This is a genomic window from Janthinobacterium sp. ROICE36 (assembly GCF_002869965.1).
In the GTDB taxonomy this organism is placed as follows: Bacteria; Pseudomonadota; Gammaproteobacteria; order Burkholderiales; family Burkholderiaceae_D; genus Janthinobacterium.
Genome location: NZ_PEBS01000025.1, coordinates 18,457 through 40,440, shown reverse-complemented (window position 1 = coordinate 40,440; position 21,984 = coordinate 18,457). Strand labels below are relative to the sequence as shown.

Below are 21,984 nucleotides of genomic sequence, written 5' to 3'. Positions count from 1 at the left end.
TAGCATCCGTCCCATCCACAAGACTATGAGGTAAAAATGGCTGTCTCCGAAAAGCAAACCCTGGGTTTTCAGACCGAAGTGAAGCAAATGCTGCACCTGATGATCCATTCCCTGTACTCGAACAAGGAAATCTTCCTGCGCGAACTGGTCTCGAACGCGTCCGACGCGGCCGACAAGTTGCGCTTCGAAGCGATCGATAATGACGCCCTGTACGGCAACGATCACGAATTGAAGATCAAGGTCAGCTTCGATAAGGATGGGCGCACCATCACCATTTCCGACAACGGCATCGGCATGACCCGTGACGAGGCGATCTCGCACCTGGGTACCATCGCCAAGTCGGGCACCAAGGAATTCTTCGGCAAGCTGTCGGGCGACCAGCAGCAGGATGCTGCTTTGATCGGCCAGTTCGGCGTGGGCTTCTATTCGGGCTTCATCGTCGCCGACAAGATCACCGTCGAAACGCGTCGCGCCGGCGTCGACGCCTCTGAAGGCGTGCGCTGGGAATCGGGCGGCGAAGGCGATTACAGCATCGAGAACATCGACAAGCCGTCGCGCGGCACGGACATCATCCTGCACCTGCGTGAAGGCGAGGACGAATTGCTGTCGAGCTGGAAGATCAAGTCCATCATCCGCAAATACTCGGACCATATCTCGCTGCCGATCGTGATGCAGAAGGAAGAGTGGGACGAAGAGAAAAAAGAAACCGTCCTGAAAGACGAATTCGAAACCGTCAACCAGGCCAGCGCCCTGTGGGCCCGCAACAAGGCCGACATCACGCCGGAACAGTACGACGAATTCTACAAGCACGTCTCGCACGACTTCCAGTCGCCTTTGAGCCACACGCATAACCGCGTGGAAGGCCGCAGCGAATACACGCAGCTGCTGTACATTCCGGCCAAGGCGCCGTTCGACATGTGGGACCGTAACAAGCGCGGCGGCATCAAGCTGTATGTCAAGCGCGTCTTCATCATGGACGATGCCGAGCAGCTGATGCCGACCTATTTGCGCTTTGTGCGCGGGGTGATCGACTCGGCCGACTTGCCGCTGAACGTGTCGCGTGAAATCCTGCAAGAGTCGCGTGACGTGAAAGTCATCCGCGAAGGTTCGACCAAGCGCGTGCTGGGCATGCTGGAAGAACTGGCGAATGCGGACGAGCAGGACAAGAAAGACAAGTACGCCGTCTTCTGGAAGGAATTCGGCCAGGTGCTGAAAGAAGGCATCGGCGAAGACGCGGGCAACAAGGAACGCCTGGCCAAGCTGCTGCGCTTTGCCTCGACCGCCAACGACAGCGACGAGCAAATCACCTCGTTCGCCGACTACGTGGCACGCATGAAGGAAGGCCAGGACAAGATTTACTACGTCACGGCCGACAATTACGCCGCCGCCAAGAACAGCCCGCACCTGGAAATCTTCCGCAAGAAGGGCGTCGAAGTGCTGCTGCTGACGGACCGCGTCGATGAATGGATGCTGTCGTTTATCCAGGACTTCGAAGGCAAGGAACTGGTCTCCGTCGCCAAGGGTGGCCTGGACCTGGGCGCGCTGGAAGACGAGGCGGAAAAGAAAGAGCACGAAGAAACGGAAACCTCGTACGCCGACCTGGTAGGCAAGATGAAGGCCGTGCTGGCCGACAAGGCCAAGGACGTGCGCGTGACGTTCCGCCTGACCGATTCGCCAGCCTGCCTGGTGGCCGATGAAAACGAATTGTCGGGCAACCTGCTGCGCATGCTCAAAGCTGCTGGCCAGAGCGCGCCGGAATCGAAGCCGATTCTGGAAATCAACCCGAATCACCCGCTGGTGGCGCGTCTGAAATACGAAGATGCGCAAGGCGGCAAGTTCGGCGACTGGGCCAACATCCTGTTCGACCAGGCCATGCTGGCCGAAGGCGGTTCGCTGGCCGATCCTGCCAGTTTCGTCAAGCGCCTGAACGAATTGCTGCTCAATACGGCGAAGTAATCGCCTTGTTGTCAGCATCAGCAAGCCGGCCCTTTCTGCGTGAAAGGGCCGGCTTTTTCTTTTAAGGGGCACCATGAAGAATCGCTTGATGGCGGGCCTGGGCGCGCATGCGCTGGGCTGCCTGCTGTTTATTGTGTTGAGCTGGCTGGGGTTTTTCCTGTACACGCAGCTGTTCGGCAGCCTCGGCTCGCGCGGCGTGGCCGGCGGCCTGGCCCTGCTGCTGGTGTTTTACGTGTATGCGGGTACGAATTTGCTGCTGGCGCTGCTGCCGCCCGGCTGGTGGAAGCCTGCGCTGTGTGGCTTGCTGGGCGCGGCGGTACTCAGCTACCTGCTGCCCCAGCATCCGCTGCGGGTCATCTACTTCAGCGTGCTGTCGGGCGGCTTGAGCTGGCTGGCCGTGCTGGCCAGCGCGCGCTTAAGCAGATTCCTGCGCGGATGACAGTCCGGCGATGAAAGCGGCGACAGCCACTGCGGCCGCCTGCGGTGCCGCTTGCAGCAGCATGTGCGGCGCGTCGATGTCGATCAGCTGCGTGCCCGCTGCCTGCCGCAGTATCTGCAAGGCGTTTGCCGGCGGTACCAGGCGGTCGTGGCGGGCGCGCAAATACAGCACGGGCAGGCTGCCGCGCGCGAAGCTGGGTGAGGCGTCTTTTTCTGCTATCGCCAGCACGGCGCGCAGGCGCTGGCGCAGCACGCTGGGCGGCACCTGTGCCAGCGCCGCCGCCAGTTCCGCCTGCAGTGGCGGCGTGGCGTAGGGCGCCAGCAGCGCCTGGCGCAGGGCGAAGCCGGGCAGGGCGCCAAAGGGGACGAAGTCCAGCAGGTGGCGCAGTGGCGCCAGCATCGGGCGCGGATTGCGCACGAAGGAACAGCACAGGACCAGGGCGCGCATACCGGGCGGTGGATGGGCGCGCAAAGCTGCCCCCAGCGGTCCCGAAAACGATTCGGCCAGTACGACGAAAGGGCGGTCTTGCGGCAAGCGCTCGCGCACGAACGCTTCGAGTGCGGCATAGTCCAGCGGTGCGGCCGGATAGGCGATGGCCTGGGTGTCGATGGCGGTTTGCGCGCGCAAGGCGGCGTCAAAACGCTGGAATAGCCGGGCCGTGCCATCCATGCCGGGCAGGAGGACAAGCAGTGTCGAGGCAGGGGGGGATATCGTCATTGCGGCCATCATAACAGCCGCGCCGGCCACACGCCGTCCGCCAGCCGCACCGCATGGGGGCTGGCGCCATGCTAGAATCGCCTGCGCTTCATGCGTGGCCGTCATAGCGGCCAAATCCCCGACAGACAGAATCATGCATATCATCTTTTCGAATTTCCGCACACTTGGCGGCGCCTTGCTGGCAGCGGCCTGCGTCCTTTCCCAGCCCGCCCGCGCCACGGCGGCACCCTCGGCGCCGGCCGGGAAAAGCCTGTCTTCCCTGCTGGCAGGCGGTCCCTTGCCGCGCCTGAGCGACGACGCGCAGGTGCGCGCGGCCCTGTTTGATTTCTTCGGTTACGCGCGCGGTAGCTACACGGAAGACGACGAATTGTTGTTGGTACAGGCGCTTGAAGCGATCAGCGAAAAGCGCGACGCCACGCGCGCCGTGCTGGCCGATGGCCGCCAGTTGCTGGCGTCGATGAATGACCGCAAGCAGGGTCGCGAACGGGGCGCCATGCTGCTCGACAAGCGAGGTGTCATCCTTGCTTTTGGCCTGGTCAACGGACATTGCCACCTGGAGGGCCAGCCGCTGGCGAAAGTCTGCAATCCCGATCCGAATGCGGTACTGACGGTGTTCCACCGCAAGGGCATGCTGGTCGGCGAAGCGGCGCCCTTGCTGGCCTGGGCTCGGCAATTGCCGCCCATGCTGGCGCTGATCGCGGGCGACAAGGAAGCGGGCGCCGATGGGCAGAAGATCGCCAGCGTCGAGTATGTGCTGGCGCAGCCGGCCTTGCCGGGCTGGAACCGCGCCCAGTTGCCACCTGCGTATCCACCGGCGCTCTTGCCGCTGCTGCTAGATAAATCCACGGTGCTGACGTCGGCCGGTGCCGGCGTGTTTGCCTATCCGCTCACACTCAAGGGCAAGAAACAGAATAATGTGCTGGACCATGCCGAAGGCCGTCCACCGCGCGACCTGGAAGTGGCGCTGCGCAGTTATGCCAGTTTCGACATGGTGGTTGAACGCTACCGCCAGCTGGCCAAGGGCGCCAGATTGCAGCGCAACGAGCGCACGGCATACCTCGATGGCGACATGGGGCAGGGCAGCTACCGCGTCTACATCCGCAATACGGGCGCAGATGGCGTGATGATCGACGTGGCATTGTGGCAGCGCAAGCTGGCGGTCGGCAGGTAAGTCCGCCAGGTCAATACAGGCGCGCCTCGTCGTAGCCCAGTTGCGCCAGCTGCGCGGCGATGGCGTCGTCGCGTGTTTTCCTGCCGGTGCGCAGGCGCGTATGCGTCAGGGACGCGGGCAAGCCATGCGCCAGCAACGCGTCGATGTCGAGCGTGGTCTCGGATGCCGACAGCAGGCGCAGGGTGGGCAAGGCGGCGAGGCCGGGCAAGCTGTCGAGCGTCTTGCAGGTGTGAATGTTCAGGCGTTCGAGCACGGGATTGGGGCCCAGCGCGATGTGCCGCAGCTTGATCTGGTCTTCCACCCATAGCGCCTGGAGTAGGGGAAAGCGGCCGATATCGCCCAGCGTTTCCAGGCCGCGCACGCGTATCACTTCCAGTTTTCTCAACAGCGGCGCCTCGATGTGCGCGAGCGATTCTCGGCCGCCCAGCTGCAACAGCAGCCTGTCCAGGCGGGCCATCTCCGATATGAAATCCAGCGCTACCTTGTTCTTGATGCTGTACAGCGACAGCTCATGCAGCGTCGCCAGGCTGGCCAGGGTGTCGATATGCTGGCTGTGGCCCTCGATGACCAGGCTGGCCAGATGTGCGTAGTGGCGCAGGGGCGCCAGATCGATATTGTTCCTGGCTGATACACCCAGGTGCAGGTACTCGAGGCCGCGCAAATTATCCAGTTGAAGGATGTCGGCTTGCGCCAGCTCGTACACGCCCAGGCTCAGGCGCTTCAGGTGGCGCAACTCGCCCAGGGTTTCCAGATACAGGGCGTTGCGGTGGCAGTCGATGGACAGGCTGGCCACATGCGGCAGCGCGCGCAGGATGCGGGCATCGAACACCCTCGGATCGTAACCGTAGATACGGATGGTCAGCGCCGTGCCGCAGGTGGCGGCCAGGGCGTCGAGGTCGGCCAGCAGCGGCCCGGGCTCGCCCAGGGTATTGAACTGCACCAGCACCTGTTGGCCGTTCGCGATGGCGGCGCGGATCGCCCCGGCGTCGATGCGCCCGGGGTTCTGGATGCACTGCGGCTGTCTTGTTTGCGTCATGGTCACAGTCCGATGGGGTAGTCCACTTTTCTGGGAGGCGGGCAGCCTTCCGGTCCTGGGAACGTCTGCTTGCCCGTGTCATCGTAGCGCTTGCCGCAATCGACGAGCACGCGTTTGCGGAAGGTGAAAATGCTGGCCACCTTGCCGTTCGGGTGGTAACAGATATTGTCGCCATCGCGGTCGGCCGAAGCGTAGCTGATGATGGTCTCGCCATTCACGGTGCGCGTGCTGTGGCCGCTGCGCGGCTCCGTGCATTTGAGCTGGCCGCTTTCGTAATACGCGTTGACGACGGACCTGTCGGCGGCGCGGTCGAGCAGCAGTTCGTCCTTGCGCTTGCCATTCGGGTAGTTCGAATAACCTTCCTGGCGCTGGCCGTACTGGAAGGCGTAGTCATACTGCGGCTTGCCGTCCGGGTAGTACATGTGGTGGTATTCGCAGACGTCGTCGCGCGTGCTGCCGTATTCTTTGAAGGTGCAGCGGTGAATGTCGTTGAGCAGCTGGCCGTCTTCATCGTATTCGCGCAGGTGCGTGAGCAGGCGCCCCTGGTCGATGACGGCCAGGCGTTCCGGCTTGCCGTTCGGGTAGTAGCGCGCGTCCAGGCCCTGCTTCTTGCCCTTGTCCCATAGCGTATCGAGGCGCAGGACTTTGCCGCTGTCGTCGAACGCCTGTTCGCGGCCATCGAGCTGGCCGTTGCGGTAGGTGGCCGTGTAGATCAGGTATTCCTTGCCGGCCGGACCCAGATAGCGCGTGCGGCTGCCATCGAGCACGCCCGCCTGGTAGTGGTCGCGCACGCGCAGTGCGCCTTGCGCATCCGTGTCGAGGGCCTCGCCCTGTTTTTTGCCTTTCACAAAAGTGACGCTTTGCGTCACCTTGTCCTTGAGCTTGAGCTTCCACGGCCCGTCGCGCAAGCCGTCGATAAAGCTGCCGTCGCCATCTTCCGTGATCCATGCGCCATGGCGCGTGCCGTTCACGTAGTTGCCGCGCGTTTGCAGCTTGCCGCCCATGCGGCGTTCGTGCGGGCCGTTCAACTGGCCGCCCGCGTAGGTGTCGAAACCCGTCACTTCCTCTTCATCGGCATAGTTGACGATCGCCCAGCGGCCTTCGCGCTTGCCGGCCCGGTACATGCCGCTCTCGCTCTGCTTGGGATACTCGAAGTGCCACAGGCCTTCCTGCAGGCCGTTGACGAAGTGACCTTTCTCGCTGCCTTCGTGCATGCCCTCGCGCACCCACAGTCCCTGGCGCTTGCCCTTTACGTACTGGCCCCGCTCGATCACCGAGCCGTCATCCCAGGCCAGGCTGTAGAGGACGGACGGGCCGTCTTCGCTGCCAGTGAATTGCTGCGGCGCCGTTTCCCACGTCACTTGCCACAGGTGGTAATTGGGCAGGATGCCGGCGCCCGCATCGCTGTACAGGGTGTAGCTGGCGGTGAGAAAACGCTCGCCTTTTTTCTGGAAGGTTTTCTTGTAGGTGATGGCGTCCTTGGCGCCTGCCGCCACGGGCTTGCCGTCATCGCTGTAGTAGCCGACGATGGTGCCTTGCGTATGGTCGATGGCGTCGAAGTCCGCATTGCCGCTCTTGCCCCGCGCGACGCTGTAATCCATGGGCGCCAGTTTCGCCAGCGCCGCCTTGACCTGGCCCGCGTTGGGCGAGCCACTTTGCGCCACGATGCGGTTCAGTGCCGGCTGCAAGCCGTCGAGGCGTCGGTACTTGCCGGAGCTGCGATGGTAGCGGTAGGCGCGCAGGTCGTTCTTGTCACCCTGGCGTAACAGCACCAGCATGGTCTGCACGCTGGTGTCCGACTCCTTGTCCAGCGACGCGTAGAAGACGGAGCGGATGACGGCGTTGCCGAACTGGTCGAGCAGCAGGGGTTTTGCGCTGCTGCCCTTGCATTCGCAGTAATAGCCGTTGACGCCTTCTTTTTCCTTGATGAAGGCGATATCGAGGCCGCTATCCTGCGAGGCGCTGATGGCGGGGTGGGCGAGGCTCTTGCCTTCGTAGAAGGGTGCGCCGTGGGCGAGCGCGGAGCAAAGCAGCAAGGGCAGTAGCAGACGTTTCATCGTGGGGCAGGCGCCGGGGCGCCGCTATGGAAAGGCCACGATTCTGCCTGTCTTCGGCGATGCGGGCAAATGCGCACGCGTATCGTGTGCGGTGCGCGCCCCGGTTCAGGCCTGGTGGGCGGCGCAAAAATCCAGCAGCAGCTGCTCGCCTTCCGGCCAGGGGCCGTAGCCGGCATCGCCATTGATATGGCCGGCATCGCCGATCATGGTCAGTTCGCTGCCCCAGGCGGCGGCAAACGCGCGCGCCCGCGCGAAGCTGACGTAGGGATCATCGCCGCTGGCCACCACCAGGCTGGGAAACGGCAAGGCTTGCAGCGGCATGGGCGCAAAGCCCGTCGTGCCGGCGGGGTAGGAGGGCGCTTCCACATCGCTGGGGGCGACCAGGAAGGCGCCGGCGATCTTGTGCGGCGAGCCGCTGGCAGCCCAATGGGCCAGCAGCGCGCAGGCCAGGCTGTGCGCCGCCAGCACGGGCGGGCGCTCGCAGGCGGCGATGGCGCGGTCAAGCTCCGCCACCCATTCATCCTTGTCCGGCGTCTGCCATTCCCGGTGCGGCACGCGCAACCATTGCGGGTGGCGCGCTTCCCAATGGCTTTGCCAATGCTGCGGCCCGGAATTCCACAGGCCGGCCAGGGTCAGGACGAGAGGCGACATCGATGCTCCTTAAAGTTCGGTGCGTAGGGCAAACAGTTCCGGGAACAATACCACGTCGAGCATCTTGCGCAAATAGCTCACGCCCGCCGTGCCGCCGGTGCCCGTCTTGAAGCCGATGATGCGTTCCACCGTCGTCACATGGCGGAAGCGCCAGAAGCGGAAGGCCGTTTCCAGGTCCACCAGTTTTTCGGCCAGCTCGTACAAGGCCCAGTATTTCGACGGGTCGCGGTAGACTTCCAGCCACGCCGCCTTGACCGAGGCGTCGGCGGCGGTCGGCAGGGTCCAGTCGGCGTCCAGGCGTTCGGGGGCGATGGGCAGGCCGCTGCGCGCCAGCAGCTTGACGGCTTCATCGTAGACGGACGGCGTGCGCAGGGCGGCGTCGAGCACCGCATAGGTGTCCGGCGCCGTCGTATGCACGTTGAGCAGGGCGGCGTTCTTGTTTCCGAGGATGAATTCGATTTCGCGGTACTGGAAGGACTGGAAGCCGGACGAGGCGCCCAGGTAGGGGCGGATGGCCGTGTATTCGGGCGGCGTCATGGTGGCCAGCACGTCCCAGGCATGCACCAGTTGGTCCATGATGCGCGCCACGCGGGCCAGCATTTTAAAGGCGGGCGCCAGCTCGCCGCTTTGCAGCTTGGCGCGCACGGCATGCATTTCGTGCAGCATCAGCTTCATCCACAATTCGCTGGTCTGGTGCTGCACGATGAACAGCATTTCGTTGTGGTTCGGCGACAGCGGATGCTGGGCCGTCAGGATGCGGTCCAGCGCCAGGTAGTTACCGTAGCTCATCGATTCGCTGAAATCCATCTGCGCGCCATGCCACTCGGCGCCTTGCTGGGCGCCCGCATGCATGGGGCAGCCGCTGCTGTTTTCTTCGCTCATGGTCTTCTCTTGGTCCAGGTTCAGGTGACGGCATCGCGCTTGGCGGCGATGTCGTAGGCTAGTGTGTCGAGGATGTCGCGCAAGATTTCCACGGCATCCCAGACGTCGGCAAAGCTGGTGTACAGGGGCGTGAATCCGAAGCGCATGATGGCCGGTTCGCGGTAGTCGCCGATCACGCCGCGCGCGATCAGCGCCTGCATCACGGCATAGCCGTGCGGGTGCGTGAAGCTGACCTGGCTGCCGCGCCGCGCATGCTCGCGCGGCGTGACGAGGCCCAGCGGATGGCTGGCGCAGCGCTGTTCCACCAGGGCGATGAACAGGTCCGTCAGGGCCAGCGACTTGCGGCGTATCGCTTCCATGCTCGTTTGCGCAAAGATCTCCAGGCCGCATTCGACCAGGGCCAGCGAGACGATGGGCTGCGTGCCGCACAGGGCGCGGGCGATGCCGTCGGCCGGTGTGTAGCCCGGGTCCATGGCGAACGGCGTGGCGTGGCCCCACCAGCCGGACAAAGGCTGGCGGAAGCGCGCCTGGTGCTCTGCCGGCACCCAGATGAAGGCGGGCGAGCCGGGGCCGCCATTCAGGTATTTATAGGTGCAGCCGACGGCCAGGTCGGCGCCGGCGCCGTTCAGGTCCAGCGGCACGGCGCCGGCCGAATGGGCCAGGTCCCACAGCGCCAGCGCGCCCTGCGCATGGCAATGGCTGCTGATGACGGCCATGTCATGCTGGTAGCCGGTACGGTAGTTGACGTGCGTGAGCATGGCGACGGCGCAATCGGCGGCGATGGCTTGCGCCAGTTCCTCGGGACTGTCGACCAAGCGCAACTGGTAGCCGCGGTCGAGCCAGGCGGCCAGGCCTTGCGCCATGTACAGGTCGGTGGGGAAGTTGCTGCGTTCGCTGACGATGATATGCCGCGCGGCATGCGCGGGATCGCTGGCCTGCATCTGCAGGGCGGCGGCCAGGGCCTTGAACAAGTTGACGGAGGTGGTGTCGGTGATGACCACTTCGCCCGCACCGGCGCCCAGCAATGGGGCCAGGCGGTCACCGAGGCGCTTGGGCAAGTCGAACCAGCCAGCCGTATTCCAGCTGCGGATCAGGTCCGTGCCCCATTCGGCCGTGATGACGTGCTGGGCACGGGCCAGGGCTGCTTTCGGCCGGGCGCCCAGGGAATTGCCATCGAGGTAAATTACGCCTTGCGGCAAATCGAATTGCTGGCGCAGGGGCGCCAGGGGATCATCGAGATCGCGCGCGCTGCAGTCATGTCGAGAAATCATGGTGGCTTTCATGTTGGTATTTGTCTCAATGGCGCGATATTGCTTGAGGCTTAAAGTATTGTGCGGAAGCAGGCAGTGTAGCAAATCCCCGTCATAAAGCGGAGTTTCCGCGCCGGACGGGGGACGGAAAGTGCCTCCCTGCGGGGCGTCAACGAAAAAAATCGCGATTTTTAAAAATATTTTCAACAATCCCTAAAGTTCTGCGCTTCGCCGCCGTCAACGATTACATGAACGGTGTCAAACCGGCCGAAAAAGAATGCGGCTTTTTAAAATATTTTTCAAAAAAGCCCTAAAGTTCCCGCCAAAGCAGCCGTTATCTAGGTAAGCAGGCTTGATTCTGATCAAGTTGTTGTAAGAAAGTGAAATTTTTTACAGACCTGAAGTGGGGTAAATCACACTCCGGGCACACCCTTCACATCCGCGCCGTTACGGGCGTGCAAGCATGATCGAGCAGTGTTTGTCAGACAAACACCTACGGTCCTGCCCGCCATTTCCCGACCTAAAATACAGTCCTTCGCCTCTGTTGCGTTTGATGTTGCTCCTGCAGAATGTATCTCACTGGCAACAAACAATGCCAGCTGAATTCAACGGATTGAGGAGATGGAAATGACTGCTAACGACATGATGGCTGAGATTCGCGACGCTAACCTGAGCTACCTGATGCTGGCCCAGCAAATGATTCGTGCGGACAAGGTAACGGCCATCTTCCGTTTGGGCATCGCCGCCGAAATCGCCGAATTGATCGAAGGCATGAGCAATGCGCAGATTCTGAAGCTCGCTGGCGGCAACATGATGCTGGCCCGCTTCCGCTTCGACGACAGCGCCATCTTGGGCATGTTGACGAACTACAATAAAGACCGCTCGCTGGCCCAGTCGCATGCCGCTATCCTGATGGCCGGCCAGGGCGTCGAAGAAATCGCCTAAGTTTTTAAATTAGTACTCGTCAGTCGCGGAGCAGTCAGCATGGCCAAGAAAAGTGTCGTATCGGAAGCGCAAGAAATCCAGTTGGCCATCGAGCTGATACAGCTGGGAGCGCGCCTGCAACTGCTGGAGACCGAAGTCTCGCTGTCGCGCGAACGCCTGCTGAACCTGTACAAGGAATTGAAGGGCGTCTCGCCGCCCAAGGGCATGCTGCCCTTTTCCACCGACTGGTTTCTCACCTGGCAGCCGAATATCCATTCCTCGCTGTTCATCAATATCCACAAATTCCTCGTCGACCACGCCGGCGCCACCGGCATCGAAGCCGTGATGAAGGCGTATAAGCTGTATCTGGAACAAATGCCGCCAGAGGCCGGTGAAGAGCCGCAGCTGTCGCTGACGCGGGCCTGGACCCTGGTGCGCTTTTTCAGCAGCAAAATGCTGAACATGGCGCCGTGCGGCAAGTGCGGCGGCAAGTTTGTCGTCAACTGCCTCGACCTGAACACCGATTATGTCTGCGGCCTGTGCCACATGCCTTCGCGTGCAGGCAAGACCAAGAAGGCGCGCGATGAAGCGGCAGCAGTCGCGTCGCCCCGTGTGACCGCCTGATACTGCCTGCGCATCGGTCAAGCCGGAGCCGGTCGTCAGACCGGACTCCGGCTTTTTCATGGTGCTTTCGCTTACACTGGCGTTTTTCTCCGATGACTGCCCCATGCTGCAACAAATCCTGCGCGCGCCCGCGCTCAAGGCCATCCTGATCCAGGTGCTGGCCTTTCCCTTGATGTTGCTATTGGTATATGGCCTGGCGCGTGCGGGCCTGGTCATGTCCTTGCCGGTCGTGACCTTGCTGCAGGGTGTGCTTGCGGCGCTCATGACCTGGCGCGCGGGCCTGGCGCGCTGGTGGTGCGCCATCGGCTTGCTGTTTGCGCCCGCGCTGCTGGCGGCCAGCCTGTTGCACTGGCCCCCGGCCGTGTTCCTGGCGGCCTTTGTTTTCCTGCTGAGCCTGTATTGGTCCACATTTCGCACGCAAGTGCCGTTTTATCCGTCGGGGCCGCGCGTGTGGCATGCGGTCGCCGAGCTGATCGCGCACCGTCCCGGCGTGCGCCTGATCGATATAGGCAGCGGCCTGGGCGGCCTGGTGCTGGACCTGGCGCGGCGCCGGCCCGATGGGCAGTTTTCAGGCATCGAACTGGCGCCGCTGCCGTGGCTGGCAAGCCGTTTGCGCGCGCGGCTGTCGGGGAGTCGCGCGCGCTTCCTGCGCGGCGACTACGAAGCGCTCGATTTCAGCCGCTATGATGCGGTCTTTGCTTACCTGTCGCCGGCGGCGATGGCGGCCCTGTGGAGCAAGGCAGAAAGGGAAATGTTGCCCGGTAGCATGCTTCTTAGTTACGAATTCCAGATTGTGGCACGCGAACCCGATAAGACCATCGCCGCCACAGAGGGTGGCCCTTTGCTTTACATATGGTGCTTTTAAGCAATTGTCTGCGTTATTTGCTTGCCCGTGGGGCAATCTCACGTTATTGTAGTTCCACACGGCATTTTCTCGGAATTGCATTGAAACGCAGTACATTTCAATTAACTTCCGGTTGCTTTTTTGCCGCTGTCTTCGTCGGCGGCGCAGCCGCCAGAGGGCAGGAACAGGTTTGAACATGCCGGGCACACAGGCCAGGCCATTATTGGGAGTCAGGGCACTTTGTTAGTCATAATCGGATACATCCTCGTCTGCGCCTCGGTCTTTGGCGGCTTCGCAATGGCCGGCGGCCATCTGGCGGCCCTGTTCCAGCCGATAGAATTGCTGATGATCGGCGGCGCCGCCCTGGGCGCCTTCCTTGTTGGTAACAATAACAAGGCCATCAAGGCGACGATCGCCGCCTTGCCCAGCCTGTTCAAGGGTTCGCGCTATACCAAAGAGCTGTACATGGAGCTGATGTCGCTGCTGTTCGAAGTACTCAGCAAGGTGCGCAAGGAAGGCTTGATGTCGATCGAAGGCGATATCGACAAGCCCGAAGAGAGCCCCCTGTTTTCCAAGTATCCGGCCGTGCTGGCCGATCACCACATCATCGAATTCATGACCGATTACCTGCGCCTGATGGTGTCGGGCAATATGGATGCCTTCCAGATCGAAAATCTGATGGACAACGAAATCGAGACGCACCATCACGAAGGCGCGGTGCCGGCCCACGTGATTGCCAAGGTGGGCGACGGCTTGCCCGCTTTCGGTATCGTTGCCGCCGTCATGGGCGTGGTGCACACGATGGAATCGGTGGGCATCCCCCCGGCCGAGCTGGGCATGCTGATCGCGCACGCGCTGGTCGGCACCTTCCTCGGTATCTTGCTGGCGTATGGTTTCGTGGGCCCCCTGGCCAGCCTGCTGGAGCAGAAGCTGGAAGAGTCGAGCAAGATGTTCCAGTGCGTGAAAGTAACCCTGCTAGCCAGCCTGAACGGGTACGCGCCGGCGCTGGCCGTGGAATTCGGCCGCAAGGTCCTGTTCTCGACCGAGCGCCCGACGTTCAACGAGCTGGAAGACCACATCAAGAAATCGAAAACGAAGTAAGCAGTGAACATACGCCTGGACACTATGAGTCATTTGCAGCACACGGAAGGGGGACGCCATGGCCGATGAAGGCATGCGCCCGATTATCGTCAAGCGTATCAAGAAAACGGCTGGCGGCCACCATGGCGGGGCGTGGAAAATCGCCTACGCCGACTTTGTCACGGCCATGATGGCCTTCTTCCTGCTGATGTGGCTGTTGGGCTCCACCTCGAAGGGCGACTTGAACGGCATTTCCGAATTCTTCAAGACACCGCTAAAAGTGGCGATGGCGGGCGGTTCCGGCAGCGGCGAGAGCAATTCCGTGATCCAGGGCGGCGGCCAGGACCTGTCACGCCAGGATGGGCAGGTACGCAAGGCGCAGGAAGAGCCGCAGCGCAAGTCGTTTGACCTCAATTCCGCCAAGGCCGCGCTCGAACGCGAGGAAGGCAAGCGCCTGCAGGCGCTCAAGGCGCGCATCGAAGCGACCATCGACGCCGATCCCCTGCTGAAAAAATACAAGAACCAATTGCTGCTCGATATCACCAGCGAAGGTTTGCGCATCCAGATCGTCGACGAGCAGAATCGTCCGATGTTTGCGCTCGCCAATGCGAATCTGCAGCCATATACCAAGGAAATCCTGCACGCCATCGGCTTCGTGCTGAATGAAGTGCCGAACCGCATCGGCCTGTCCGGGCACACGGATTCGACGCCCTACATGAGCGATGCCGGCTACAGTAACTGGGAATTGTCGGCTGACCGCGCGAATGCGTCGCGGCGCGAACTGGTGATTGGCGGCATGAAGGAAGAAAAAGTATTGCGCGTGGTGGGACTGGGCTCGGCCGCCCACCTGGACAAGCTCGATCCCTTCAACCCGATCAACCGGCGCATCAGCATCATCGTCATGAACAAACGTACGGAAGAAAATGTTCTGCGCGATGGGGCGGCGATAGAGCTGCCGGTGACCGATGCCGCTTCCGCCGCTGTCGCTTCAGGGCTGGCGGCAGGTGCTCCGCCCGCTCCCAGCCCGGCAGCGGCGAAAAAATGACACGCAAGGCTGCCAACGCGTGGTGTATTGAAACAATGAGACTTTTATGACAAGAAAGAAAGTACTTGGCTCGCATGTGAAACGCCTGCTGTCCGGCGTGTCGGACCATGGCCGCAAGCACTTAACGGAGGTGGAAACCGACCTGGTGCAGACCGGCTTCTTGCTGGAAGAGGCGATCGAGAAGCTGTCCTTCAATTTCATGGCGATACATGCAGCTGTCGCTGCGCAGCAAGATACCATCGCCCTGCTGCTCGAAGGTGGTATTCCGGCCGAACAACAGCGGGAAAAACTGCTGGCGTTGCAGGATGAGGTGGGGGGTTACGTGAATGCCGCCATCACCAGCCTGCAGTTCCAGGACATGACCAGTCAGCTGATCGAGCGTACCTTGAAGCGCGTGACGGGCTTGCGCGAGTTCCTCGGTACCTTGGGCTCGCATGGCGCGGAGATGTTGCCGGAGAGCGACAATGAAGAAATTGTCGCCTTGCTGGGGCGCGTCAGCATGGCGCTGGCGATTCAAAGCCTGGAGTTGCGCAGCGTGCTGCGCAAGGCGGTCAGTCAGCAGCATATGGAAAGTGGCGACATCGAGCTGTTCTAGCATGCCAGTGCGGAACGCTTGCGGTTGCATGGATTGATTAATCAAATACTCGGGCAGGATGCCCGGAATAAGTGGGAGCAAAGATGGCCAAAACGATACTTGCAGTGGACGATTCCAGCTCATTGCGCCAGATGGTGGCGTTCAGTCTGAAAGCCGCCGGTTACCAGGTGGTGGAGGCCGTCGATGGCCAGGACGGACTGGAAAAAGCCAAGCTGCAAACCGTAGACCTGGTATTGACGGACCAGAACATGCCGCGCATGGATGGCCTGGAGCTGATCAAGTTGCTGCGCGAACTGCCGACCTACCAGAAGGTGCCCATCCTGATGCTGACGACGGAGTCGTCGGACGAAATGAAATCGAAAGGACGTGCCGCCGGCGCCAATGGCTGGCTGGTCAAGCCCTTCGATCCGCAACGCCTGATCGAAGTGGTCAAGAAGGTGATCGGCTAATGCCAGCCGAGCAGCGCAACGATGCAATTGACGGAGTCACCCTATGACCATCGATATTAGCCAGTTTTTCCAGGTCTTTTTCGATGAGGCCGAAGAACTGCTGGCTGAAAAAGAACGGCTGCTGCTGGCCGTCGATATTGCGGCGCCCGACGCCGAAGACCTGAACGCCATTTTCCGCACCGCCCATTCGATCAAGGGCGGCGCATCGACGTTCGGCCTCTCCGACATGAGCGAGGTGACGCACATCCTTGAGTCGCTGCTCGACCGTATCCGTCAGGGCCAGATGGCCCTGACGGCGGAACACGTCGACGCCTTTTTGGCCGCCAAGGACATCCTCAAGATGCAGCTCGACGGCCATCGCCTGGGCAGCGCCGTCGACCAGGATGCCGTGGCCAATGTGCGCATGATGCTGCAGTCGTTCTCGCAAGACGTGCCCGTGGCCGCGCTCACGCCTGTCGCGCCAGCCTTCCATACGGCGGAAAAGGCAGCCGTCAGCCATGCCGGTGGCCAGCGCTATCGCCTGGAGCTGCCGAAGATGGAAGAGCGCGAAGTCGAGGCGCTGGCGGCCGAACTGGGCTTGCTGGGCGATGTTGCCGTGTCCACCCTGGCCGACGCACGCAAGGTGCTGGAAGTGACGACACATGAAAGCCTGGACGATATCCTGGCCATCTGCTCGTTCGTGCTCAATCCTGACGACATGGTGATCACGCAGGCGCCGCCATTGGCGCCAGGCGAAGCCGCAGCGGCCCGCGCGGCGCAGGAAAAAGCCCAGGGCTATGGTTTCTTCGACCCGCTGCCAGCGGCGCCTGGCGCGGCCGATCCCGGTTATGGCTTCTTCCAGCCGATTGAGGATATCCGCGCCGCCGCTGGTGTGCAGAGCGACGCCGAACAGGGCTATGGTTTCTTCCAGCCCCTCGAACAAATTCGCGCCGATGCGGCCAAGGCGGGCAACACCGGCGTGCCGGCCGTGGCGAGCGCCGCGACCGAGGTGGAGCAGGAAAAGAAACCGGCCAAGAAAGAGGGCGAGAAGGCAGGTACCGAATCGTCGTCGATCCGCGTCTCGATTGAAAAAGTCGACCAGCTGATCAACCTGGTGGGCGAGCTGGTGATCACGCAGGCGATGATCGAGCAGCGCGCCAGCGCGCTCGACCCGATGCTGCATGAAAAACTGCTCGACAGCGTCGGCCACCTGACGCGCAATACGCGCGACTTGCAGGAAGCGGTGATGTCGATCCGCATGATGCCGATGGATTTCGTCTTTTCGCGCTTCCCGCGCATGGTGCGCGACCTGGCGACCAAGTTGGGCAAGAAGGTCGATTTCATTACCAATGGGGCCGCCACGGAACTGGACAAGGGCCTTATCGAGCGCATCGTCGATCCGCTGACGCACCTGGTGCGCAACAGCATCGACCACGGCGTGGAAATGCCGGCCGCCCGCGTGGCCGCCGGCAAGACCGAGGCCGGCCGTTTGTTCCTCTCGGCCAGCCACCAGGGCGGCAACATCATCATCGAGGTATCCGATGATGGCGCGGGCCTGAACCGCGAGCGCATCCTGGCCAAGGCGCAGCAGCAGGGACTGGACGTGTCCGAGACGATGAGCGATGCCGAAGTGTGGCAGCTGATCTTCGCACCCGGCTTTTCCACCGCCGAAGCGGTCACCGACGTGTCGGGCCGCGGCGTGGGCATGGATGTCGTCAAGCGCAATATCAGCGCCATGGGCGGCGTCGTCGATATCCGTTCGGCGAAGGGTTTCGGCACGACGATTTCCATCTCGCTGCCGCTGACCCTGGCCATCCTGGACGGCATGTCGATCCGCGTCGGCGACGAAGTGTATATTTTACCGCTGGGCTTTGTCATCGAATCGCTGCAGCCAGCCGTTGAGGATATCAAGGACATCGCTGGCCGCGGGCAGGTGGTGAAAGTGCGCGGCGAATACCTGCCGCTGATCCCGCTGTACCAGATGTTCGACATCACACCGCGCTTTACCAGTCCCTCGGAAGGTATCTGCGTGATTCTCGAGACGGAAGGGCGCAAGGCGGCCCTGTTTGTCGACGACCTGGTGGGACAACAGCAGGTCGTGGTGAAAAACCTCGAATCGAATTACCGCAAGGTGGTGGGCATTTCCGGCGCCACCATCCTGGGCGATGGCGGCGTGTCGCTGATTCTCGATGTCGCTGCCCTGATCCGTTCCTCTCGCCAGCTGGCCGAAGAGTCCATTTTTTCGTAATACCGATAGATAAAGATAGGAAAACGCACCATGTCAGATACTCAACAAACATCCGGAAGCACTGCGGGCGACGGCAAGGATATCGCCGGCCGTGAATTCCTGGCCTTTACCCTGGGCTCCGAAGAGTACGGCATCGATATCCTGAAGGTCCAGGAGATCCGTGGCTACGAAGCGGTCACCCGCATCGCCAACGCGCCTGAATTCATCAAGGGTGTGATCAACCTGCGCGGTATCATCATTCCCGTGGTCGACATGCGCATCAAGTTCAACCTGGGCACGCCCGTGTACGACCAGTTCACGGTGGTGATCATCCTGAACATCGGCGGTCGCATCGTCGGCATGGTGGTCGACAGCGTCTCCGACGTCACAACCCTGACGCCGGAGCAGGTCAAGCCGGCGCCGGAAATGGGCACTGCCTTCTCGACCGACTACATGATCGGCCTGGGCACCATCGACGAGCGCATGCTGATCCTGGTCGATATCGACAAACTGATGTCGAGCAGCGAGATGGGCCTGATCGACAAGCTGGCGGCGTAAGCAGCCGGATGGCAGCAAGGCGGCGCCCGGTGCGCTGCCGTTTGGCCACGCAAAGTATCACTACAGATATGCATGTACCGGCGCGAGCAGCATCTAGCGGCGCGCCGGCAGGCTGCAAGGTCCGACAGAGACCCGGCCATAACACGGCGCCGTCCGGTTGAACGGGCGCCGTTCACATAAATATTGGAGACTGTAATGAGTTTGCGCGATTTCAAGATAGGCACCCGGCTGGGAATAGGTTTCGGCAGCATCCTTGCCATCCTGGTGGTGGTCATCGTTTCGGCGAATGCACTGAATTACCGTAACAAGGCCCAATTGCTCACAGGCCTGGCAGTGGCAAGCGAAAAGAATACGCAGGCGTCGCTGATGAAAAGCGCGATGCTGGAAACCGGTATCGCCATGCGCAATATCGGTCTGCAGGGCGATGTGGGCCTGATGCAGGTAGAAGAGGGCAAGGTGCGCGAGCAGCGCAAGCTGTACGACGGCGCGCGCGGCAAGCTGGCCAGCCTGGGCCTGTCCGATAGCGAGAAGACGCTGCTGGCCAATATCGCCAAGGTCGACGGCGAAGTCGATGCGGCCTTCAAGGAAGCCATGGGGCAGGTGCTGGCCTTTAACAGCGAGGGTGCAGCCAAGGTGATTGCCACTCGCATCGACCCTTTGAACAAGACGACCCTGGCCGATATCAACAAGCTGCTCGCCTTGCAGCAGGTGGCCCAGCAAAGCTTCATGGACGACTCGCTGGCGGCCGATGCGCGCCTGATGACAGTACTCTTCATCCTGGGCGGCGGGGCGGTACTGATCGGCGCCTGGTGCGCTATCTTCATCACGCGCTCGATCACGGTACCGCTGTCCGGTGCCGTGGCGGTGGCGCAAAAGGCGGCAGCCGGCGAGCTGATATCGCGCGTGGTGGTCGAGGGCAAGGATGAAACGAGCGCGTTGCAGCAAGCGCTCAAGGACATGAACGAGAGCCTGGTGCAGACGGTCAGCGACGTGCGCAATGGGACCGACACCATTACCGTGGCGTCGCGCGAGATCGCCAGCGGCAATGCGGACCTGTCGGCGCGTACGGAAACGCAGGCCAGTTCGCTCGAAGAGACGGCGTCGTCGATGGAAGAGCTGACGTCGACCGTGAAGCAGAATGCGGACAACGCGCGCCAGGCCAACCAGCTGGCCGTGTCGGCATCGTCGGTGGCGGAGCAGGGCGGCAAGGTGGTGGCGCAAGTGGTCGATACCATGGGTTCCATCAAGGACAGCTCGCGCAAGATTGTCGATATTATCGGCGTCATTGACGGCATTGCGTTCCAGACGAATATTCTGGCCTTGAATGCGGCGGTCGAAGCGGCGCGCGCAGGCGAACAGGGCCGGGGTTTTGCGGTGGTGGCGTCTGAAGTGCGTAATCTGGCCCAAAGATCGGCTGGGCAGCGAAAGAGATCAAGGGCCTGATCGGCGACTCGGTCGACAAGGTCGATGCTGGCAGCCGCCTGGTGGACGAGGCGGGACAGACCATGGGCCTGATCGTCACGTCGATCCGGCAGGTGGCCGATATCATGGGCGAGATCACGGCGGCAACCCAGGAACAGAGCCATGGCATCGAGGAAGTGAACCAGGCCATCGCGCAGATGGACCAGATGACGCAGCAAAATGCGGCGCTGGTCGAGGAAGCGGCGGCGGCAGCCGAGAGCATGCAGGAGCAGGCGCAGAAACTGGCCGACGCCGTCAGCATCTTCAAGCTGGACGGCGAGAGCGTGGCGCAAGCGGCCATGCCCGCGCCCGTGCCGGTGAAAGCGGCGACACGGCCTGCACCGGCAGTGGCGGCAACTACACGGCGGTTGGCAAAGACGGCGCAGGCCGGCGCGCCACCGCCCGCGAAAAAGCTGGCGGCGGCCGGCGGCGACGATTGGGAAGAGTTCTGACGCCAACCCGGTCCCGCTAGTTATACTTGCAAAGGCATTGGTCAGAGTAGTCATAGAGAGGTAAAAACAAAATGCCGCAAACTAAAACGGATTCGGTCAAGGAATTTGATTTCACCGGCAAGGACTTCGAACGGGTCCGCGCCATGATTTACAAGCGGGCCGGCATCGCGCTGGCCGACAGCAAGCAGGAGATGGTCTACAGCCGCCTGGCCAGGCGCCTGCGCGCGACCGGCATCTCCTCGTTCGTCCGCTACCTGGACGACCTGGAAGCCGGGCGCATGGGCGATGAGTGGGAAGCGTTCACGAATGCGCTGACGACCAACCTGACGTCGTTCTTCCGCGAGGCGCATCACTTTCCGCTGCTGGCCGAGCATGTGAAAAAACTAAGCGGGCCGATCACCATCTGGTGTTCTGCCAGTTCCACCGGCGAGGAGCCGTACTCGATCGCCATGACGGTATGCGAGGCGTTCAATACGCTCACGCCGCCCGTCACTATCATCGCCACGGACATCGACACGAATGTGCTGGCCACGGCCGCCAACGGCGTCTACAACCTGGACCGGCTCGAGAAGATGCCGGCGGACCGTGCGCGGCGCTTTTTCTTGCGCGGCAAGGGCGACCGCGAGGGGCAGGTGCGGGTGCGCCCGGAACTGCGCCAGATGATCACCTTCAAGCCGCTCAACCTGCTGGCCGACAGCTGGCCATTGACGGGCCAGTTCGACGTCATCTTTTGCCGTAATGTGATGATTTATTTTGACAAGGCGACGCAGCGCAAGATCCTCTCGCGCTTTGTGCCGTTGATGAAGCCCGATGCCCTGCTGTTTGCAGGCCATTCGGAGAATTTCCTGTACGTGTCGGATTCATTGAAACTGCGCGGTAAAACAGTCTATGAGCTCGATCAGCCTCGGGGCGCCGCGCCCAAGGCTTCGTCGCATCGTACATGAGAGTGAAATATGAGCCTGGAATCCAAAGAGCAATTTGCCACTAACGTCTATTACGACCGGACGTTCAATTGTGACGCCGCCAAGATTTTGCCTGGTGAGTATTACTTTACCAACAAGGACATGCTGATCGTCACCGTGCTCGGCTCCTGCGTCTCGGCCTGCATCCGCGACCGTGTCACGGGCCTGGGCGGCATGAACCATTTCATGCTGCCCGACGGCGGCAGCGATCCGAATAGCCCGATTTCGGCGTCGATGCGCTATGGCACTTACGCCATGGAGATCCTGATCAATGATTTGCTGAAGGCCGGCGCGCGGCGCGAGAACATGGAAGCGAAAGTGTTTGGCGGCGGCGCCGTGCTGCGCGGCTTCACGGCGATCAACGTCGGTGAACGCAATGCGGCCTTCGTCATCAATTACCTGAAGGCGGAAAAGATGCGCGTGGTGGCCGAGGACTTGAATGACATCCACCCGCGCAAGGTGTATTTTTTCCCCCGCAGCGGCAAGGTGCTGGTGAAAAAGCTGATGCAGACGCACAACGACACCCTGGTGCGCCGCGAACTCGATTACGCAAGCCGTCTCAAGGTTGCGCCCGTTGGCGGCGAGATCGAGCTGTTTTAAACATCTGGCGAAACCAGCTGCGCGT

20 protein-coding genes and 1 pseudogene are annotated in these 21,984 nt (G+C 61.8%); 15 read left to right on the top strand and 6 right to left on the bottom strand.

Annotation, left to right across the window (positions count from 1 at the left end):
- Positions 1–36: 36 nt before the first annotated feature.
- Positions 37–1,956 (top strand): molecular chaperone HtpG, encoded by a 1,920-nt coding sequence (htpG, locus tag CSZ94_RS12575; RefSeq protein ID WP_102121812.1) that lies wholly within the window; start codon positions 37–39, stop codon positions 1,954–1,956.
- Between the two features lie 73 nt (positions 1,957–2,029).
- The gene (locus CSZ94_RS12570; RefSeq protein WP_146009796.1) at positions 2,030–2,395 is read left to right on the top strand and encodes a hypothetical protein; all 366 of its coding nucleotides are present in this window, start codon (positions 2,030–2,032) and stop codon (positions 2,393–2,395) included.
- Here the strand turns inward: CSZ94_RS12570 and CSZ94_RS12565 are convergent.
- Positions 2,372–3,112 (bottom strand): alpha/beta fold hydrolase, encoded by a 741-nt coding sequence (locus CSZ94_RS12565; protein WP_102121834.1) that lies wholly within the window; start codon positions 3,110–3,112, stop codon positions 2,372–2,374. The two genes, CSZ94_RS12570 and CSZ94_RS12565, sit on opposite strands and share 24 nt — an antisense overlap.
- Positions 3,113–3,245: 133 nt before the next feature.
- On the opposite strand from CSZ94_RS12565, the gene CSZ94_RS12560 reads away from it, so the two are divergent.
- Positions 3,246–4,283: a hypothetical protein gene (locus tag CSZ94_RS12560; RefSeq protein WP_102121810.1), complete on the top strand. Its 1,038-nt coding sequence runs from the start codon at positions 3,246–3,248 to the stop codon at positions 4,281–4,283.
- A gap of 10 nt (positions 4,284–4,293) precedes the next feature.
- Here CSZ94_RS12560 and CSZ94_RS12555 read toward each other — a convergent pair whose 3' ends face one another.
- From CSZ94_RS12555 to kynU, 5 genes are all read right to left on the bottom strand, one after another.
- Positions 4,294–5,319 carry a hypothetical protein gene (locus tag CSZ94_RS12555; RefSeq protein WP_102121809.1) on the bottom strand — a complete coding sequence of 342 codons (1,026 nt, stop codon included), beginning with the start codon at positions 5,317–5,319 and terminating at the stop codon, positions 4,294–4,296.
- A gap of 2 nt (positions 5,320–5,321) precedes the next feature.
- The gene (locus CSZ94_RS12550; RefSeq protein WP_102121808.1) at positions 5,322–7,376 is read right to left on the bottom strand and encodes a toxin-antitoxin system YwqK family antitoxin; all 2,055 of its coding nucleotides are present in this window, start codon (positions 7,374–7,376) and stop codon (positions 5,322–5,324) included.
- A 105-nt stretch (positions 7,377–7,481) separates the two neighbouring features.
- Entirely contained in the window at positions 7,482–8,027 is a 546-nt protein-coding gene (locus CSZ94_RS12545; protein ID WP_102121807.1) for an RBBP9/YdeN family alpha/beta hydrolase, read from the bottom strand.
- A gap of 9 nt (positions 8,028–8,036) precedes the next feature.
- On the bottom strand, positions 8,037–8,909 hold the full coding sequence (gene kynA, locus CSZ94_RS12540; RefSeq protein ID WP_102121806.1) for a tryptophan 2,3-dioxygenase: 873 nt from the start codon (positions 8,907–8,909) through the stop codon (positions 8,037–8,039).
- A gap of 20 nt (positions 8,910–8,929) precedes the next feature.
- Positions 8,930–10,180, bottom strand: a complete 1,251-nt coding sequence (kynU, locus tag CSZ94_RS12535) for a kynureninase (protein WP_102121833.1) — start codon at positions 10,178–10,180, stop codon at positions 8,930–8,932.
- A 606-nt stretch (positions 10,181–10,786) separates the two neighbouring features.
- Here kynU and flhD point away from each other — a divergent pair.
- From flhD to cheD, 12 genes and pseudogenes are all read left to right on the top strand, one after another.
- The gene (gene flhD, locus CSZ94_RS12530; protein ID WP_034758381.1) at positions 10,787–11,104 is read left to right on the top strand and encodes a flagellar transcriptional regulator FlhD; all 318 of its coding nucleotides are present in this window, start codon (positions 10,787–10,789) and stop codon (positions 11,102–11,104) included.
- A gap of 39 nt (positions 11,105–11,143) precedes the next feature.
- The gene (flhC, locus tag CSZ94_RS12525) at positions 11,144–11,707 is read left to right on the top strand and encodes a flagellar transcriptional regulator FlhC (RefSeq protein ID WP_102121805.1); all 564 of its coding nucleotides are present in this window, start codon (positions 11,144–11,146) and stop codon (positions 11,705–11,707) included.
- Between the two features lie 103 nt (positions 11,708–11,810).
- On the top strand, positions 11,811–12,572 hold the full coding sequence (locus tag CSZ94_RS12520; RefSeq protein WP_102121804.1) for an SAM-dependent methyltransferase: 762 nt from the start codon (positions 11,811–11,813) through the stop codon (positions 12,570–12,572).
- 219 nt (positions 12,573–12,791) lie between these two features.
- On the top strand, positions 12,792–13,652 hold the full coding sequence (motA, locus tag CSZ94_RS12515; protein ID WP_102121803.1) for a flagellar motor stator protein MotA: 861 nt from the start codon (positions 12,792–12,794) through the stop codon (positions 13,650–13,652).
- A gap of 58 nt (positions 13,653–13,710) precedes the next feature.
- A complete protein-coding gene (gene motB / locus CSZ94_RS12510; RefSeq protein WP_102121802.1) occupies positions 13,711–14,676 on the top strand; it encodes a flagellar motor protein MotB in 966 nt (321 codons plus the stop codon).
- A gap of 46 nt (positions 14,677–14,722) precedes the next feature.
- Complete coding sequence (locus CSZ94_RS12505) at positions 14,723–15,271, top strand: chemotaxis protein (RefSeq protein ID WP_102121801.1); 549 nt, start codon at positions 14,723–14,725, stop codon at positions 15,269–15,271.
- 83 nt (positions 15,272–15,354) lie between these two features.
- Positions 15,355–15,720, top strand: coding sequence for a response regulator (locus CSZ94_RS12500; RefSeq protein ID WP_034758362.1), 366 nt, complete (start codon positions 15,355–15,357; stop codon positions 15,718–15,720).
- A 43-nt stretch (positions 15,721–15,763) separates the two neighbouring features.
- Positions 15,764–17,947: a chemotaxis protein CheA gene (gene cheA / locus CSZ94_RS12495; RefSeq protein WP_102121800.1), complete on the top strand. Its 2,184-nt coding sequence runs from the start codon at positions 15,764–15,766 to the stop codon at positions 17,945–17,947.
- Between the two features lie 30 nt (positions 17,948–17,977).
- A complete protein-coding gene (locus CSZ94_RS12490; RefSeq protein WP_102121799.1) occupies positions 17,978–18,484 on the top strand; it encodes a chemotaxis protein CheW in 507 nt (168 codons plus the stop codon).
- A gap of 195 nt (positions 18,485–18,679) precedes the next feature.
- Positions 18,680–20,397 (top strand): annotated as a pseudogene (locus CSZ94_RS12485) (methyl-accepting chemotaxis protein).
- A 71-nt stretch (positions 20,398–20,468) separates the two neighbouring features.
- Complete coding sequence (locus tag CSZ94_RS12480; RefSeq protein ID WP_102121798.1) at positions 20,469–21,341, top strand: CheR family methyltransferase; 873 nt, start codon at positions 20,469–20,471, stop codon at positions 21,339–21,341.
- 9 nt (positions 21,342–21,350) lie between these two features.
- On the top strand, positions 21,351–21,959 hold the full coding sequence (gene cheD / locus CSZ94_RS12475; RefSeq protein WP_071078257.1) for a chemoreceptor glutamine deamidase CheD: 609 nt from the start codon (positions 21,351–21,353) through the stop codon (positions 21,957–21,959).
- Positions 21,960–21,984: the final 25 nt, after the last annotated feature.